The organism is Aliiglaciecola sp. 3_MG-2023, assembly GCF_030548205.1.
Taxonomy (GTDB): domain Bacteria; phylum Pseudomonadota; class Gammaproteobacteria; order Enterobacterales; family Alteromonadaceae; genus Aliiglaciecola.
On record NZ_JAUORV010000003.1, the window covers coordinates 202,386 to 221,231 of the forward strand.

At 40.4% G+C, this 18,846-nt stretch carries 13 protein-coding genes; 5 read left to right on the forward strand and 8 right to left on the reverse strand.

The features are described from left to right. The first annotated feature begins 269 nt into the window (after window positions 1-269). From Q4574_RS04600 to Q4574_RS04615, 4 genes are all read left to right on the forward strand, one after another. Window positions 270-2,747: a YdbH domain-containing protein gene (locus tag Q4574_RS04600; RefSeq protein WP_303472066.1), complete on the forward strand. Its 2,478-nt coding sequence runs from the start codon at window positions 270-272 to the stop codon at window positions 2,745-2,747. Beyond that, window positions 2,744-2,923 carry a YnbE family lipoprotein gene (locus Q4574_RS04605; protein ID WP_303472068.1) on the forward strand — a complete coding sequence of 60 codons (180 nt, stop codon included), beginning with the start codon at window positions 2,744-2,746 and terminating at the stop codon, window positions 2,921-2,923. Before Q4574_RS04600 ends, Q4574_RS04605 begins: the two co-directional genes overlap by 4 nt. Before the next feature lie 9 nt (window positions 2,924-2,932). Continuing rightward, window positions 2,933-3,250, forward strand: a complete 318-nt coding sequence (locus Q4574_RS04610; protein WP_303472069.1) for a YdbL family protein — start codon at window positions 2,933-2,935, stop codon at window positions 3,248-3,250. Window positions 3,251-3,657: 407 nt separating this feature from the next. Beyond that, a complete protein-coding gene (locus Q4574_RS04615; RefSeq protein ID WP_303472071.1) occupies window positions 3,658-6,372 on the forward strand; it encodes a cation-transporting P-type ATPase in 2,715 nt (904 codons plus the stop codon). A gap of 120 nt (window positions 6,373-6,492) precedes the next feature. Here Q4574_RS04615 and Q4574_RS04620 read toward each other — a convergent pair whose 3' ends face one another. The 7 genes from Q4574_RS04620 to Q4574_RS04650 all read right to left on the reverse strand — a co-directional run bounded on the left by Q4574_RS04620 (window position 6,493) and on the right by Q4574_RS04650 (window position 16,425). Beyond that, complete coding sequence (locus tag Q4574_RS04620) at window positions 6,493-7,446, reverse strand: universal stress protein (RefSeq protein ID WP_303472073.1); 954 nt, start codon at window positions 7,444-7,446, stop codon at window positions 6,493-6,495. 15 nt (window positions 7,447-7,461) lie between these two features. After that, window positions 7,462-9,150, reverse strand: a complete 1,689-nt coding sequence (locus Q4574_RS04625; protein WP_368411633.1) for a cation:proton antiporter — start codon at window positions 9,148-9,150, stop codon at window positions 7,462-7,464. Between the two features lie 277 nt (window positions 9,151-9,427). Beyond that, window positions 9,428-11,170: a potassium/proton antiporter gene (locus tag Q4574_RS04630; protein WP_303472076.1), complete on the reverse strand. Its 1,743-nt coding sequence runs from the start codon at window positions 11,168-11,170 to the stop codon at window positions 9,428-9,430. Between the two features lie 153 nt (window positions 11,171-11,323). After that, on the reverse strand, window positions 11,324-12,448 hold the full coding sequence (locus tag Q4574_RS04635; RefSeq protein WP_303472077.1) for an ABC transporter permease: 1,125 nt from the start codon (window positions 12,446-12,448) through the stop codon (window positions 11,324-11,326). Between the two features lie 3 nt (window positions 12,449-12,451). Then, a complete protein-coding gene (gene rbbA / locus Q4574_RS04640; protein ID WP_303472078.1) occupies window positions 12,452-15,223 on the reverse strand; it encodes a ribosome-associated ATPase/putative transporter RbbA in 2,772 nt (923 codons plus the stop codon). Further along, entirely contained in the window at window positions 15,223-16,248 is a 1,026-nt protein-coding gene (locus Q4574_RS04645; RefSeq protein WP_303472080.1) for an HlyD family secretion protein, read from the reverse strand. The genes rbbA and Q4574_RS04645 overlap by 1 nt, the downstream gene beginning before the upstream one ends. Window positions 16,249-16,287: 39 nt before the next feature. Then, the gene (locus tag Q4574_RS04650; protein ID WP_303472083.1) at window positions 16,288-16,425 is read right to left on the reverse strand and encodes a hypothetical protein; all 138 of its coding nucleotides are present in this window, start codon (window positions 16,423-16,425) and stop codon (window positions 16,288-16,290) included. 429 nt (window positions 16,426-16,854) lie between these two features. Here Q4574_RS04650 and Q4574_RS04655 point away from each other — a divergent pair, with 429 nt between their 5' ends. Further along, on the forward strand, window positions 16,855-17,382 hold the full coding sequence (locus Q4574_RS04655; RefSeq protein ID WP_303472085.1) for a GNAT family N-acetyltransferase: 528 nt from the start codon (window positions 16,855-16,857) through the stop codon (window positions 17,380-17,382). A 120-nt stretch (window positions 17,383-17,502) separates the two neighbouring features. Here the strand turns inward: Q4574_RS04655 and glgC are convergent, their stop codons facing one another. Continuing rightward, the gene (gene glgC / locus Q4574_RS04660; RefSeq protein ID WP_303472087.1) at window positions 17,503-18,810 is read right to left on the reverse strand and encodes a glucose-1-phosphate adenylyltransferase; all 1,308 of its coding nucleotides are present in this window, start codon (window positions 18,808-18,810) and stop codon (window positions 17,503-17,505) included. Between the last annotated feature and the right edge of the window lie 36 nt (window positions 18,811-18,846).

The window sequence follows — 18,846 nt, forward strand, 5'->3', positions numbered from 1 at the left end:
TTTGTCAAAGAATTTGCCCAAACGGCTTTTTCCCTATGATAGTATTTGTAGGTAATTTTTCACAATCGAACATACAGTGTGGATAGATCTAAACTGATCATTTTTCGTATTGAAATTTTATATCTGCTGCGTAAATTCAACTTTAACTCAGGAAGCGAATGTTAGTGAGATTTAATAAAACATTCCATTATGTATCCAAGGCCCTCCTCCCACGCCTAATTTTACTGATGTTTGCCATAACCCTTTGTGCTTTCGTATTGAGAAATAGCTTGGTTATTTGGTTAAGTAATTTGTGGTTAGCTGAAGATACATCAATTGTCTGTTTGGATTTCGATATTGGGTCAGATCCTTTTATTAAGGTTCAATCCCTGTGCCTCGAATCAGCGGATGTAGACATAAACATTAGCCATGGTCAGTATTTTATTGGCTCTGATTGGCTATCAAAAAGTAGCTATCTTAATCAAGCCAGTGTGAGTATAGATACCCTGGTAGTTAGCCATAAGCAAAATCTACAGCCTGCAAGCAATGAGACAGATCAAAATAGTGATTTAGGGGATCTTTGGACACTTCCAGAGAGCTTACCGTTAATCACCATGGATAACATTACGATTGACTCGTATCTTATGGAGCAACCTGTAAGCATACACATTTTCCAACCTGACCGTTCGCAATTGGCCATACGCGGAGATATTGAAGGGAACTTACTGATCAGTGAAAGCCAAGGAAAAGGCGTAATCAGTGGTGATTTAAATTGGTCTGCGGGTTTAATTTTATCAAAAAGCCAGGAGCTTGAAAATTTAGTTAAACCCTATAAAAACTTTATCAACAACTGGCAAAATTTAGTTGAATCGCCAATTTATAGTCGTTTTGAGTTCACCGGCTCAGTCCTAACTGGTCAACACAAATTAAGCCTAAACAATATTGTAAATCTCCAAGACTGCAAGCTCCCGGTTCAACTTAACGGTGAAATTGATACCGCTTTAGATTTTACATCATGGCTAATACAAGTTGATCTGAGCCGTTTAAAGTCAAATTTTGAAATCAATCAATGTGCCAAAATCGATGTTGTGAATGAATTCGTTAAACTAGATAGCTGGACGTTAGAGGTACCTAAAGTGAGCACCTTTAATGAGGGTTCTATTCATATACCAGAGATAAACCTAATATCGAATACTTTAGCAAATCCGTTATTACTGGCTATAAAGGATATTGAATTAAACAACCAATTGGAGGCAAGGTTAAATTATCACTTATCGTTGAATTCTAGTATCGCAGAGCTATTAATGAATGAGCAAAACGCCAATGGAAAACTGCAGATAGCTGCCACAGGTAGAATAATAAAGAAAACGCAAGAAACCCATATAAATGGGACGAATCTTCTGCAATTTTCTGACGTTACAACAGAATTTGGCACTGTTGAAAAGGCTAAAATTGCCTTTGATTTTAGTTTAAAAAAACTAGCCAACTCCCCTTGGCAAGCTAATGCAACAGGGAGTATTGAGGCCAATGATTTAGCGAAAGAAGCATTGGCGATCCACTCTATTTCCAGTGACTTGAAAATTGACGGTGACAGCATTGAACAATTGGCTGTTCAGGTTAAAAACAATCTTCAGAAGATAACCTATAACGACTTTGCAGCGAAATCATTAGGCAGTAATCTCAGCCTAAATATAAAAGACATACAAACACTGAGCGGCGCGGGAAAATCAAAATTACAGGGCATCACAAGCAGCGCATTCAACCTAAGCCATATTGACTTTAAACACGATGTAAATGGACAAAGACAGCCTTTCCAACTCACCGGTAACCATGAAATCACCATGCCCTCAGGCCTGTTAGCCAACCTTTTTCACAATGAACAAACCATTACTCTTTTGATGCCCGAACAATCGGTTACCTACCTCAACCCATTGGTACAACAATTTGCTCCTGAACTGAATTTAATCACAGGAAAAATAGGGGTTAACCTAACAAACGACAATGCCAACCGTGATTTCAACGGCCAATTAACAATTAACGGATTAAGTGGTGAATACCAAGACTATCAAATCATCAACGCGCAATTTGATGCGCCTTTTCGACTTGATTCATCTGGAATTCAGCTTAACCATGGCAAGATGACCGTTGAAGAGATTAATGTAGGTGTGCCAATGACCCAAATTGAAGCCAAAGTATCGATGCTCAATACTATCCCTAAACTCGACTTTGCAGAAGCTCGAATCATTGGCGGACGGGTAACCCTCACTGATTTTTGGCTGGATAATCGTAAACAACTGCTTAAACTCGATATTGATGATCTCGATTTAAATCAATTGGTTGAGTTACAAAATCAAGAAGGGATAGAAGTCAGTGGTGCAATATCCGGCGATCTTCCCATTTATTGGGATTCAGGATTTAGCACCATTAATCAAGGTATTTTACTGAATGATGGTCCAGGTAAATTAAAAATAACTAATAATGAGGCTTTCAATGCTATTAAAGAACAGCAAGATCAATTAGCCTTTCTAGAGAACGTGGAATTTAGTAAGCTTTCTAGCGAAGTTTCTTTATCAGATGATGGCTGGTTGGACTTAAAAATTGGTATTAATGGCGTTAATCCTGACAAACAACAGGAAATAAACTTTAATTATAGTCATACGGAAAATATCTTTACGTTATTTAAGTCAATGAGGATAACCAACTCAGTGCAAAACTCCATAGAAAAACGTATTCAACAAAGATTATCAAATAAGGATAAGAATCTGTGAAAAAATTGCTCATAATGCTTCCAGCAATGTTCATTGTCGCCTGTACTCACAAAGTGCAGGTGGAAACGAAAGAGCCCATAACCATCAATATTAATGTCAAAGTTGACCACGAAATACGAGTCAAAGTTGATAAAGAACTAGATGATATATTCAGTGACGACAGTGATTTATTTTAAGGAGTAATGATGAAAATTTTACGTATAACAATGTTAAGCGCCCTACTCTTTTGTAGTGCTGTATTTGCCCTAGAACTTGGTGAAGCCAAACAAAACGGTTTAGTTGGAGAACAAGAAAATGGCTATTTAGGCGCAGTAGTTAACCGTTCTGACGTTTTAGAGTTAGTCGGAGAGATCAATGTTAAACGCAAAGCTAAATACATTGAATTGGCGAAAAAAAATAATATCGCTTTATCTCAGGTTGAAAAATTAGCGGCCAAGAAAGCCTTCGAAAAAACCGCTAAAGGACATTACGTAAAATATGACGGCGATTGGGTGAAGAAATAATAATGAATCAGGCTTTGGTACGTTTAACCTAACAGGTTTAGGTTTCGAAAGTCTTCCTTCTCGGTGATCTCTAGGTCGCTGATTTACACCATTTGCTAGTTTTTCGAGGTAGCTGCATGGATGCACTACAACCTCTCGTTGAGAAAAACAGGCACCATCAGCTTAAATTTTAAGAAACTATCCCCCCACAACCGCTTTTAATTAGAAACGATAACGTATCGCCATGTTCATACAAATACTACGTACTATTCCCGATATCGAGTGAAATTAGGAACCACTATACTTGCTGTGTTTGATATGAACAAAGTCCCTAACTTGTGACATTTGATTGCCATAGAATCTTAAGTAAACACGCTACTCGCTAAAGTAGTTTGCAGTCATAGGGCATTAACTACAGGATCGTTTGAATGGCCGCATTTGAAGAGTACACATCCAACTTACCATGGCATACTATTTCCGCCCAAGAAACCCTTAAAAAACTGCACACCTCGGAGTTAGGCGTAACCCAAACTGAAGCAAATAAACGCTATGAAAATCATGGACCTAACCGTCTTGAGCAAGGGGTTGGACGTAATCCAATTGTACGTTTCTTGTCACACTTCCATAATATATTAATTTATGTATTAATCGCCTCAGCAGTGATTACCAGTTTACTAGGACATTGGATAGATAGCGGTGTCATCTTAACCGTCGTGGTCGCCAATGCTGTCATAGGCTTTATTCAAGAAGGTAAAGCTGAACAAGCAATGAGTGCAATTCGTCACATGTTGGCGCCACAGGCAAATGTCATTCGTGATGGACAGCGAATTACCATCGACGGTGAAAAGTTGATACCGGGAGATATGGTGTTACTAGAAGCCGGCGATAAAGTGCCTGCCGACTTAAGATTATGCAGTGCACACAATTTCTATGTTCAAGAAGCTATTCTAACGGGCGAATCGGTTCCCGTTGGAAAAAACACTGATGCAGTCGACGAAAATTCGTCCCTCGGTGATAGGTCATGTATGGCATTTTCAGGCACCCTAGTCACTAGCGGACAATGCAAAGGGATAGTCGTAGCAACGGGCTCAGACACGGAAATAGGACGAATTAGTGGCCTGTTAGATAAAGTTGAAACACTCACCACTCCCCTAGTGTCGCAAATGGGCGTATTTGCAAAATGGCTAACCATATTCATTTTAGTCATTGCTGCTCTGTTAGTGGTATTTGGCACCTTTGTTGCGAATTATGAGTTTACTGAAATGTTTATGGCCGTGGTGGGACTATCGGTGGCTGCCATACCTGAAGGATTGCCAGCGGTACTCACCATCACCCTTGCCATCGGTGTGCAAGCTATGGCCCGTCGAAATGCAATTGTGCGACGCTTACCAGCCATTGAAACCTTGGGATCTGTTTCCGTTATCTGTACCGATAAAACCGGTACACTCACCCGCAATGAAATGATGGTGTCATCGATTCTTACTCACAAACATCTATTTAACCTAACCGGAAACGGCTACGAACCTAAAGGCACGCTAACTTTAAATAATAATGCGATCACGCCAGATGAACATTCAATGTTAGAAGAAATAGCCCGTGCTTCAGCCTTGTGCAATGATGCCGCCCTTAATCAAAAAAACCACAAATGGTATGTTGAGGGCGATCCAATGGAAGGCGCTTTGTTAGCATTTGCAGGTAAAATGGAACTTGATGTCCATCAGGAAAGAGCATTATGGACACGCACTGATGCCATTCCCTTTGATGCAAAGTACCGTTTTATGGCGACTTTAAATCATGACCACCAACAACATGCGTTTGTTTTCATCAAAGGTGCCCCAGAACAGATATTAGCCATGTGTAAAAATCAACGAGCTGCCGATGGCTCGACAGAAACACTTGATAGAAATTACTGGGAAGCACAATCTGAAGCCATAGCCGCACAAGGACAACGCGTTCTCGGATTTGCGATTAAATCGTTACCCACTCAGCACACGGTATTAGAACATCAGGATATTTGCGACTCCGCCACTTTGCTAGGCCTGGTGGGTATGATGGATCCCCCTCGCCAAGAAGCAATTGAAGCGGTGGCACAATGCCACCGAGCCGGTATTCAAGTTAAAATGATTACCGGTGATCATACTAAAACAGCAGCCGCTATAGGCAAGCAAATAGGTCTTGAAAATGTATCAAAGGTACTGACAGGTGCAGATCTCGATAAACTGGATGATGGGGCTTTACAACAGGCCGTAAAGGAATGTGACATCTTTGCTAGAACAAGTCCCGAACATAAACTGCGTTTAGTTATGGCTTTGCAATCCCATGGTTTAACCGTTGCCATGACTGGCGATGGGGTTAATGACGCGCCCGCTCTTAAGCGAGCAGACGCAGGGATTGCCATGGGCCAGAAAGGCAGCGAAGCGGCCAAAGAGGCTGCAGATCTGGTCTTAGCGGATGATAATTTTACATCCATCGTTGCAGCTGTTGCCCAGGGACGTACCGTTTACGACAACCTTAAAAAAGTCATTAGTTGGACATTGCCTACCAATGCTGGAGAAGCCATGACCATAATTGTGGCGTTACTAATGGGAATGACTTTGCCTGTTACGCCTATACAAATTTTATGGATAAATCTCGTTACGGCCATCACCTTGGGAGTTGTTTTAGCGTTTGAACCCACAGAGGACGACACTATGCTGCGACTCCCTAGGAATCGCAACGAGCCCTTGTTAAATGCAGGATTGATCTGGCATGTGATATTTGTATCACTATTATTTTTGTGTGGGGTTTTTGGTATTTATCAATATGCAATTGATAAAGGTTATGCAATAGAGTTGGCCCGTACCATGGCCCTAAACACTCTGGTAGTGATGGAAATATTTCATTTATTTTTTATTCGCAATATTTACGGTACATCCTTAACTTGGAAAGCAATTCGGGGTACAAAATTTGTGTGGTTGGTGATCCTTGTAATTACCCTTGCACAATTTTCGATCACTTACATTTCGCCTCTACAAAAGGTATTTGATACTGAGTCGATCCCATTTTTGGATGGGCTAATCATCTTTGCTGTGGGCGTTGCGTTATTTACCATTATTGAGATTGAAAAACAGTTAAGGTTGGCGTTTAAAAATGCGGTTAAATAACCGCCTTAACCAAATTTCCCATAGTTATTCAGATTATGGATACTAAAGAAAATTGGTTAGACGGGGTTTCATTCACTAGTTAAACATATGTCACCCAATTTGATAGCTGAGTACCCACCTTTAAGATACTGGTGATACAAAGCCTTTGGGTTTAATTGCTAATACCGAACTTTGTAATTGATACAGAATTGTCTCTGCGGTGTTACCAATAACAAGCCCTGCAATTCCGGTTCTTGCTACAGTTCCCATTACCACTAAATCAGCGCCAATGCGTTTTGCTATTTTAGGGAGTTCTTGTCCTGGGTCTCCACGACTAATGTGGGAGCGAAGGGATAAAAAGTTGAACGACTCCTCGCCTAACCTTTCCTTTAATCCCGTTAAAATGGTTTCCATCTGAACTTTTCTGTTTTGATATTCTGATTCATACAGTTCTCTTTCAACTTTTTCGGGTTGCTCCACCCATAAACTGATAAAGCCGGCATCGGGCACTTCATAAGCATTTACAATATGCAGCGTTGCAAACTCTGATAAAGATAATGAACCAGCGAGTTCAATTATCATCTCATTTAGCTCTTCATTGCAGCTTTCATCATCGTCTGAATCAAAATCTATTGCTGCCATCACCTGCTTATACTCTAATAACTCATCTTTTTTCATTAAAAAAACAGGACAAGGACAGTTACGTAACAGTTGCATATCATCACTGCCAATTAACCTGTCTAGCCAACTCACTTTATCGGCCTCTTTAATCACCAGGTCAAATTGTTGCGACAATACAGCTCGGATGCTTTCTAGGTATCGTTTACCTACTCTTATCTCGGAATGGATTTGCAGGTTTTGATCTAACGTTGAAATTAATTTTTGTAGCCGTTGTTTTTCACCATTTAGTATATCTTGCTCAAGCTTTTGCTTATCAATGGTACTATTTTTGGGGATAGATAACTTCGGTATAACATAAAGAAGCGTTAAATCTGACTGATTATTTTTAGCAAGAGAAACAGCACGCATTAATGCATTTGATGGCTCATTAATGTGATTGCTCATTACGTATAGAAAGTTCTTAAACCTTTTCATATTGAGTATCTCCTATTAGATTTTATTTGGTTCAACATATAAACCATCAAGCAAAAAGTTGGCAGTCCGATCCGCGGTATCTTGAAAGGGTTCTAGAATGAGATCAAAGCCAAGTAATGCAAGTTCTTCAGTATCGTCACTGTTATGAGAAACTGCGCCCAATTTTCCATTAAAGCCTGCTGCTTGTGTCAATTGCGCAACGGTTTTACGAATATCTTCTGATGATAATCCGATATGATGGTGAGGAATGGTAGATAGCAACCATTGGGCATTTTTAAGGGGTAATTCGAGCATAAACTCTGCATCTGTTGCATCACCATATTCTGTATTTAACCCCAAGTAATTCCACCGTTTAATTGCCGTAGGATTGAAATCTACGCCGAGGACATTGACCCCTTTTTGCTTTAAGCGCATCGCAATTGCGGTCCCTAACCGTCCTAACCCCAAAATAATCACTGGAAAATTATCATCGTCCCGGTTTGCGGTTGTTTTTTCTCGTGGGGCACCGGGTCGTTCAAACAAACTAATAACAGGTTCAAATAACCCATATAGCTGATGAGAATATGTGATCATATAGGTGGAAGCCGCAATAGTGACAATGCCAACTAAGGTGACTAAACCCAAAATATCGGCAGTGACGTGGCCTAAACTGATCCCCATGGCGATAAAGATCAATGAAAATTCGCTAATCTGAGCAACCGTTAAACCGGCGAGAAATCCGGTTCTTTTTCGATAGCCTAGAATTCCCATGATCACCATGACAATCAATGGGTTACCAATGAGAACAAACAATGAAAATACGATTGCTCCTTGGAAATGAGAACCAAGTAAGGTCAGATCTAACGATGCACCAAGGGCTACAAAAAAGAATAGCAATAAAAAATCTCGTAAAGGTGCTAACCTAGCTGCAATACTTTCACGATAGGGTGTAGAAGCCAACGAAACGCCGGCTAACAAGCCCCCCACTTCCATGCCTAAACCGACTAAATCACCAATGGCGGCAAATAGTGCAGCTTGAGCTATTGCATAAATAACTAGCAACTCAGGTACTTTGGCTAGCATTTCAGTTAATGGGTTGGCAATATAACGAACAAAAATAACGACAAAAGCGACTAAACCAATACCTGAAATAGATACCTGCCAAACAGATGATTCACCGCCATGCCCCGACCCTATACCAATGGCTGCCAATACAATCATAGCCAACACAACCACTAAATCTTGAACAATCAAAAAACCTAAAGCGATTTGCCCATGAAGTGAATCTATTTCACGTTTATCCGATAATAATTTAACAATGATAATAGTGGAGGAAAACGTAAGGGCAACTGCAACATATAGGCTGGTCATATGATCTAGACCAATAGCGATACCTATGTAGTATCCAACAAAAGACGTGAAAGCGACTTGCCCAAGACCCGTTAAAACCGATACGCCACCAATGGATTTAATCAACTTTACGTCGAGTTTAATCCCCACTAAAAACAACAATATGGCGATACCTAATTCGGATAAAAGCGTTATTTGCTCTTGAGAATGAACGATATCTAACACAGATGGGCCAGCAACCAGTCCTACAGCAATGAAACTGACAATAAGGGGTTGCCGTAACAGTAAACCAATAAAGCCCAACAAAGCAGCTAAAACTAAAATAGCAGCAATTTCTGCAAAGGATGATCGAGAAATAATATCAAATATGTCCACAACAGCTTCCCTATTTTTTGTCGCCTTACTGATTTGAAGGTTTTGTGATCTAGAGGGATCCATATCCCGCTAATTAAAAACCCAAAGATCCCCTATCCTGTTGTTCTGGAATCCTATTCTTCTTCCTTAATAGTTAACATCCCACTGTGATTAAATAACCGTTATCTTCTTCTCCCTATGCAAGCGGAGAGTTTAGAAATTCCAAAAGTGCTTATTTATAGCTTAGTCAATAATTGAAATTATTTTTCCATTATCATTAGAATTCAGTTACCCAAAATCAGCTATTTTCCACTACCGATGATAACTTTAAGCCCACAGAGACAATGTGATCTCCATCAACTTCTCTTACGATTAGCTTCACTTCACCAAGTTTGACATGATCCCCCACCACAGGCTTTCCATGGAAATGATTAATCAGGTAACGCTCGATGGTGATCCCCTCTTGAGATGAGTCAACTTCAAACCCGTATAACTGTGCAATATCGGTTAAACGTGCTTCTGGGTTTAATACAAACTCACCAAAAAACCTATCAGACTCTAAAAATGGTGAATGGGCTGCTGATGCGAAAAAACGACCGAATGCTGATCGGGCACTACTCGTTGCCAAAATCATCACCTGATCATCACCTAATAATTTATCCTGCTCATCAACATCTGCCAGAATACCTCTGCGTATGACACCGACAACCTGGCTACCTTCAGTCGATGGTAATTGTCTGATGGTTGACTCAGCAGCGCGACTACCCGATAAAACAGGATAGATAAGCAGTTCTTTATCTTGCTCATGCTTTATTTTTAATTGTAAATACTCCGGTTCTTTGGCACTGGGTGGTAATTCAATTTGCAGCCACCTTGCCAGCGGTGCCATTGTCCACCCTTGGAGTACCAAGGAAATTAACACCACGAAAAAGACCAATTCAAAATAAGTTTGCGTATGCTCAAGCCCGGCTAAAGATGGGAACAAGGCAAGGATGATAGGTACCGCCCCGCGCAAACCACACCAACTGATAAAGGTTTGTTCGCGCCAAGGGAAATGAAATGGCAGCAACGAAATGAGTACTGCTAGCGGCCTAGCGATAAAAATAAGAACAACTGCAATGGCAATCGCAGGAATTATGATGGGGACTAAATTACTAGGAGTCACCAATAACCCCAACATTAAAAACATACCAATCTGGCTCAACCAGGCTATTCCATCATGAAAACGGTGAATATCATTGCTATAAGGCAACGAAGTATTACCAATCATCACGCCAGTTATGAAGATTGCGAGGAAGCCACTTCCATCCCATAGTGTTGTGAGGCCAAAGAGACTTATGCCGCCAGCCAAGGCTAGCAGAGGATATAAAGAAACTGGCAATGCAACCCGCCTTAACAATTGAGATAACACATAACCACCGGCAAAACCGATGGCCAGCCCTAATCCCATTTGTCGGAAAAGCTCGTTAAAAATGGTCCAACCTTGATTGCCCTCTCCACTTAATTGAATGATTTGTACCAAGGTAATGGTCAAGAATATAGCCATTGGATCATTGGATCCGGATTCAATTTCCAGTGTCGCGCCGGTGCGCTCTTTTAGTTCTAACCCCGCATTTCTTAACAAACCAAATACCGCTGCTGCGTCGGTTGAACCTACGATAGCGCCTATTAACAAACCTTCCTGCCAGGGTAAACCTAAAATGAGATGCGCCGCATAACCAGTTATGCCTGCCGTAATCAACACCCCCACGGTGGCTAACGATAACGCTGGTTTTAAACTTACTCTAAAGGTATCTCTGCGGGTCCCCAACCCACCGTCAAAAATAATGATTGCTAAGGCAACGTTTCCAAACAGGAAAGCTAAACTAAAATCATCAAACTTTACGCCACCTAGTCCTTGCTCACCAGCTAGCATGCCTAATAATAAAAACACAAGCAGAATTGGTGCGCCAATGCGACGGGTAAGAACAGTTGCCATCACACAAAGTAGTGCAAGAATAGCTGCGGCAAATATATTTTGGTAAATAATATCTATGGACATAAATTTCCTAAGTAGGCCAAACTTCAGATAAGTACTTTTGGGTAATAATACTTCCTAGAGTCAATTTACTAAAATTCGCTATCACTTACATACTTTTTAATTGCAGTGCTCCTTAAAATGAAAAGTAATTAAGCCTCTAAACACGCTGTAAAGCTAATGCTCAGTGGCAATACTTCTACGAAATAGGGCTAAGCTTGAAATAAAGAATACCGATCCTAGACCAACAATAAATAGCAATTGAGGCCATACAATGAGTAAATCAGCTCCTCGAAAAACCACAGCCTGCGCAAATGCCATATAATGACGAGAAGGTAAAAGCATGGTGAATGGTTGTATAATATCAGGCTGGCTTTCAATTGGGGTTAAACCACCAGAAAGTAGCATCATAGGAATAATTACAATCATTAATAGCAGCGCAAATTGCGCCATGGTTCGTGCGATGGTACCGAGAAAAATACCTATCGCCGCTGCAGCAAACAAATACAGAGTAGTGCCTGCCAATAACAACAAGTGGGAGCCAACAATGGGTACTTCCAATATATTGCTAACAATCAACCACATAGAAAGAGAAAATGCGACAAGAATAATCAATCCATTGGCCCATACTTTAGACATCGCTATTTGAAATGAATTAATTGGCATAACCAACAAATGCTCAATAGTGCCGTGCTCTCTTTCCCGCAATAGTGCCGCGCCCGTAAGGATAATGGTTAGAATCGTGATTTGATTAAGTAAGCCGTTGATCGCGCCGAACCACATGCCGGTTCCGTTTGGATTAAAAGAACGACGAGAGACTAAAGTGACCGCGTAGCTTGTATCCTCATCTGACCGGTTTACAAAATGATTAACTTCATTGTTTACTATGTTTTGGATGTAACTGTTTCCCAAACTAGCTTGGGAAACAGCTGTAGCATCCACATCTATTTGAATCGTCGGTTGGCGTTGATCTCGCACATCCTTTTCAAAATTAGGAGGAATACTGATGACAAAAATAAATCGATCGTGATCCATAGCTTCGTCAATCTCATTCGCTTGAATTAACTCAGGTTGTTTAAAATATGGAGGATATAATGCATTTGTAATTCTTCTCGACAATGCTGAATTATCTTCATCAACAATTGCCACTGAAGCATTATTGACTGATTCACTGACCGCCGTAGACTGTAAGTAAATATCAAGGCTAAAGGAATAAATAACTAATCCCACTACCACCAAGTCTCTTATGACCGTGCGTAATTCTTTAGTGCCAAGATAAAATATATTAGACCATTGTTTCATAGATTAGGCCTCTTGCTTCTTCAATAAAGCCGAAGCCATTAACACGAAAATGGGCCCAAATAAGGCGAGAATAAACAGATCTTTGGTTAAATCATTAAACCCCAGCCCTTTAGTAAAAGCTGCAACACTCATATGCATATAGTAAGTAGCGGGCCAAATTGAACCAACAAATTGACCAACGCCTTCTAAGGTTGATGTTGGTTGAATAATGCCTGAATATTGAATTGTCGGCATGACCGATAACACTGTAGTGGCAAAAATAGCAGCAACCTGAGATTTGGTCATAGAAGAGATCAGTAGACCGAATCCAGTCGACGCACAAACATAAAAGAATGCGCCTAGGGCAAGACCTAAGAAGCTACCTTTTAGGGGCACCTGCAACAAAAACACCACCATCATGGTTAGAATTAAAAAATTAATGAGTCCAATACAAACATAAGGAAGTTGTTTGCCGATTAAGAATTCTGTCGTGCTGGTGGGCGTAACATAGAAGTTCGTTATTGTACCAATTTCTTTTTCACGGGAAATACTCACCGCCATAAGAATCGCTGGAAACAACAATAACAACATTGCGGGTGTTTTGGGGCCGATGGAATAAATGGTTTCAAACGTTGGGTTATATCGATAGCGAGATTCCATAGTCACATTATAATAAGCATCAGCATCAATTCCCGCTTCAGTGGCAAGCACAGTCAGGTATTTAATATGTCCACCAGAAACATAGCCTTCTATGGTACCAGCTCGAGTGGTATTTGCGCCATCAATCCAGGCTGACACACTAGGTGTTTCGCCTTTTTTGAGATCTCGCCCAAAACCAGGCGGGATCACTATTGCTAGGGTTATATCATTAGATTTTAAACGTGATTCTAGTTCCGTTTGTGTTTGCAGTGCTTGTTTTTCAATAAAATAGCGAGAGCCTTGAAAATTACTGATGTATTGCCGGCTTTGGGGAGTTTGATCATGGTCAAGTACGGCAAATGTTAAATCTTCCACGTCTAGTGATATACCATATGCAATAACCACTAACAGAATTGCACTTCCTAAAAATGCGAACGCCAGCCGGATAGGATCACGAATAACTTGTTTAGTTTCTAAAAAGCTATAGGCAAGCAGTCTAAATAAACTAAACCTTTTGGGTGTTAGATCTTCGTCTTGAGTTGGGGTTGCCTGTGACAACCGCTCTTGACTTAGTGCTACATCTTGATGCTGACTATGTCCTTGATTTTCGCCCATTGCTGCTTGTATATAATCAACAAATGCGTCTTCCAATGAGTCTGCGTTTTTCTCCGCCACTAAATTTTTCGGGGTGTCACAGACTAGCACTTGTCCGGCATGCATCAGGGAAATACGGTCACAACGCATTGCTTCATTCATAAAGTGCGTTGAGATAAAGATAGTCACTTTATCGCGACGAGACAACTCAATTAGCAATTGCCAAAAACCGTCACGTGCAACGGGATCCACGCCAGAAGTGGGTTCGTCTAGAATTAAAATCTCGGGCTCATGAATAACAGCCACCGCCAGTGAAAGGCGTTGTCGAATCCCTAAAGGCAATGATGACGCAAGGGAGTGCTTAAATTCTTCAAGGGAAAATCGCTCAAGTAATTCTTCAATTCTTGTTTTCATTTTGGCAACGGATAAATGAAACAACTTGGCGTGCAAAGTTAAGTTTTCCAAAATACTCAATTCACCGTATAAGGAAAAACCTTGTGACATAAACCCCACTCGCTTACGGGTTTCTAAATCGGATGCATCTACCTCTTGACCGAAAAGTGAGGCTTTACCCTCAGACGCAGGCAATAGTCCGGTTAACATCTTCATTGTGGTCGTTTTACCACACCCATTTGAACCTAAAAAGCCAAATATCTCCCCTGCTTGAATATCAAAACTCACATTATTGACCGCTGTAAAATCGCCGAAACGACGGGTTAACCCCTCGGCAACGATGGCGGGTGTTGCTTTTGATTGTTCGAACGGCGGAATAACCAGCTCAATGTCTTTTTGCTGAATTTCTTTGGGAAGAAGTTTTACAAATGCAGCTTCAAGATCATCAGTATTGGTTTTCGATTTTAACGCTTGGGGGCTACCTGTTTCTAAAATAACACCGTTATTCATTGCCACTAAATAGTCGAAACCCTCGGCCTCGTCCATATAAGCGGTAGAGACAATTACAGTCATTGAAGGTCGATCTTCACGGATACTAGCAATGAGTTGCCAAAACTGTCGCCGTGATAAGGGATCAACCCCCGTTGTTGGTTCATCTAAGATAAGAAGATCTGGATTATGAATTAACGCACAACACAAGCCCAACTTTTGCTTCATGCCGCCTGATAATTTTCCAGCGGGTCTCTTTAAAAAGGCATTTAACCCAGTTGCCAGGGTTAATTTTTTAATTCTACTGTTGCGCTCAGCGGAATTTAAATCAAACAACTTGCCGAAGAAATCCAAATTCTCTTCAATACTCAGTTCAGAATACAAGTTTTTTCCCAAACCTTGAGGCATAAATGCAATGCGTGGACCGACTCTATTGCGGTGTGCTTGAGACCCCATATCCCCGCCGAGCACCTCGAGTTGGCCGTCCTGTAATTTTCTCGCGCCAGAAATTAAACTCAGTAAAGTAGATTTACCCACACCGTCAGGCCCGAGCAAGCCAATCACCAAACCTGAGGGAATATCTAACTCTATGCCATCTAAAGCTAGGTTCTTTTTATATTTGTGTCTAAGATTCCGAATTGTGGCAACGGAAGACTTAGTGTCTGCCTTAGCATAATCCATCAGTTAGCGCTTTCTTCAGATAGTGTTTTGCTAGGTGGAAAGTTTTGCAGCTCTTCAGGCCATTCCGAAGGCGAATCGTCACCTTCAGGGGCCAGACGTATATAGGCCACCCCACGCACACCTGTTTTTACTTGTTCAATATGGGACAACACTAATTCCTGAGGAATTTTCACTTTCACGCGAAACATTAGCTTATTTCGTTCATTTTGAGTTTCAACCTGTTTGGGGGTAAATTGTGATTCAGGTGAAACAAAACTGACAGTGGCTGGAATAGCGTAATCAATGATATCGAGCTTAACACGTGCCTCTGCACCTATGGCGACTCGATGAGCTTGATTGGAAGGTAAAAACACCTCCATGTACACATCAGCCAAATTAATAATGGTTAACACTTTACCACCGCTTCCTAAAACCTCACCCGGCTCTGCAAGGCGATAAAGTACCCGTCCAATCGTCGGTGACACTAGCGTCGCATCTTCTATTTGAGTTTTAATTTCATTCACTACGGCTTGCAACGCATCGACGTTTCTCTGACGAGAAATAAGCATAGCGTCTGCGGCTTCAACGGAAGCATCGGCAACCGCCAGAGCACTCACTCGGGTATCGTAAGTCTCCTTACTAACAGCTGACTTTTTAATCAAATCACTCGCTCGGGATAACTCTTGTTTAGCCAGCAACTGCTGGGCTTTTGCTTGTGCAATTGACGCGTTGGCTGAGGCAATTAAACTTTCTCCAGCTGCAACATCAGCTTCAGCACGTAATAATTGGGCTTCAAGTTGATCCGTATTAATACGAGCTAAAGCTTGTTGAGGTTGAACTAAGTCCCCTTCTGCAGCAATAACTTCCTGCACACGCCCTGCTATCTTAGTTGAAATATCAACCTGTACAGCTTCAATTCGACCGTTTCCCGAAGCGAAATCTGACGGTAAAGATGGTTGTTGAATAAAACGCCAAAGCATCCAAGTTCCTACCGCAACGATGACGACTAAAATAGCAATAAAAGGTAATTTGTTACCTTGCTTCATTGTGTATCCTTAACGTATTTTTAATGTTTTTTAAAATAATTAAAGGGCTTTATAAACGTTAGCTCTTTGCTGATTTGAATCTAAAAACCACTTTGTAGACTGCTCTATTTTGCCACTTAATAGTGCAATCAAATAATCGTATTTAACCTCATTTGGAATAGTTTTGACTGAATTCATTCACTCTGAACCCAAATAGTATTGTATTGAATGAAGTATTGTTGAGTAAAATTCGATATCAGTGGGCGGAAGGACTTTGTGGTAATTTTGCAACTGTGAAACCGAAAGTGTTTTAAGGATCATTTTTAATTCTTTTAACCTAATAATTTGAATTTTAATGCCTAGCCCTTTGTTTATAAATTCGCAATTCCGCTTATAAAAATGTGGAAACTACGTAGTCCAATAAATTTAACAAAAAAGTCTATAAATTGACTAACTTGCCCTTTAATTAAGCATATAGATTAACAAATAACGGCAGATTTTTAGTTATTGCTAAGTTTAGAATACGTAGAAACCACAATGTAGGTTGCGCTTTCCCTTATTGTCGTAATTAGCTTATTTACTATACTTAATTTTGGAGAGCGTTTAATTAATCAGAGAAAATCTACCATGACAGTTAAACTAACCACGGATCATTCCCATTTAAAAATTGGCGAATTAAATGTCACAGTTCGCCCCATAGAAATTGAAGATAAGCAAATTGAGGCTGAATTTGTTAAAAATCTATCTGCGCAAAGTAAACACAACAGATTTATGGAAGGCATCAGGGAGTTATCCCCTTCGATGTTGGATAGAATGTGTGAAATCGACTATGTCAATAACATGGCTTACATAGCAACCATCGAAGAAAACGGCAAGGAAAAACAAATTGGCGTATGCAGATATATGAAAGGGAACCAAAACGATGCTAGGGAAATGGCCATTACCGTGGCAGATGATTATCAGAATCTAGGTATAGGTACTGAGCTGTTTAATCACTTGTATGTCCATGCTAGGGCAAACTGTATTAAGAAGCTTTACTCTATTGATTTACGAAGTAACCGTAAAATGCATAAGTTCGCCCATAGTGTTGGTATGCAAATGGACGTTGATCCGGAAGATGCTAACCAAGTTATTTATAGCATTTCGCCCTGTTAATTCGGCTAACATCGTCACGCATAAAATGTACTAGTTCAGTTTCAGTGAAACGGGTAAATCACCCGTTTCACTTTTATTCACCTACTGTATATTTTATTAGGTTACTTTGATTCCCAACTTTTATGCTCTCAACTTTTTATGTTCATGATTTTGCGCATAAATTTCAGCTTTCTTGAGCGCCCTCAGCATATCGTCAGTGACTAAGACTACCCCACCCTTACTAATCCTAAACCCTCTGGCTTTATCTAATTCATGGTCAATGCCAATGTGTAAGTTATCAGGTATGCTGCACTGTTCATCAATGACCGCTGAACGAATTTTTACGTTTTTACCAATACTGACATTTGGAAGAATAACAGATTTTTCAACAACACTATTATTCTCCACCTGTACGTTAGAAAACAACAAAGACTGCTTCACTATTGCACCAGATATGATGCATCCCCCCGATACATTTGAATCAACCGCATAGCCAGTTTTAGTTTGTTCATTAAAGATAAACTTTGCAGGTGGAGATTGCTGTTGATACGTCCAAATAGGCCAATCTTTGTCATATAAATCAATATCAGGAGTGGCAGTCACTAAATCCATATTCGCACTCCAAAACGAATCTAATGTTCCAACATCTCGCCAATAGGGAGCGAAATTTGGATTTTCGGATCGAAATAAAAATGCCTCTACATGATCATTTTTAATCGCGTTAGGAATAATATCATGACCAAAATCATGCTGGGAATTTGGATTTTTGGCATCTTCAATAAGCTTTTCAATGAGGAAATCTGTACTAAATACATAATTTCCCATGGACGCTAACGTTGAACCCGGTTTGTTTTTCATCACCCATGGATTGATAGGCTTTTCTTGAAATTCATTGATCCTATTGTTTTCAGCAACAGACATGACACCGAATTTCCCAGCCGCTTCTTCGATGGGCATCTCAATACATGAAATAGTCATATCAGCACCACTTTGTGCATGTTGTGCAAGCATATCCGCGTAATCCATTTTATATATGTGATCTCCTGATAACACCACAATATACTTAGGGGCATTTTCGCGGATAAAGCCAATATTTTGATATAAAGCATCGGCAGTGCCTGCATACCAACTATCTGAGTATTGTTGTGATGCGGGTAATAATTCTACATACTCACCTAAATCTCTGTTTAAGTGCCCCCACCCTCTGGCGAGGTGACGCAAAAGACTATAGGCTTTATATTGAGTGACAACGCCTATTCTTCTAATACCTGAATTAATACAATTTGATAGTGGAAAGTCTATAATTCTAAATTTCCCGCCAAATTGAACGGCAGGTTTTGCCTGATGTTGGGTCAATTCGCATAAACGCGTGCCCTTACCTCCAGCTAGAACTAAAGCCAAGGTATCTCTGGTTAAATGACTCACATACCGACTATTTGAAATGACCATCTGCTTTCCTCTATTAATTAAATTATTTACTTAACT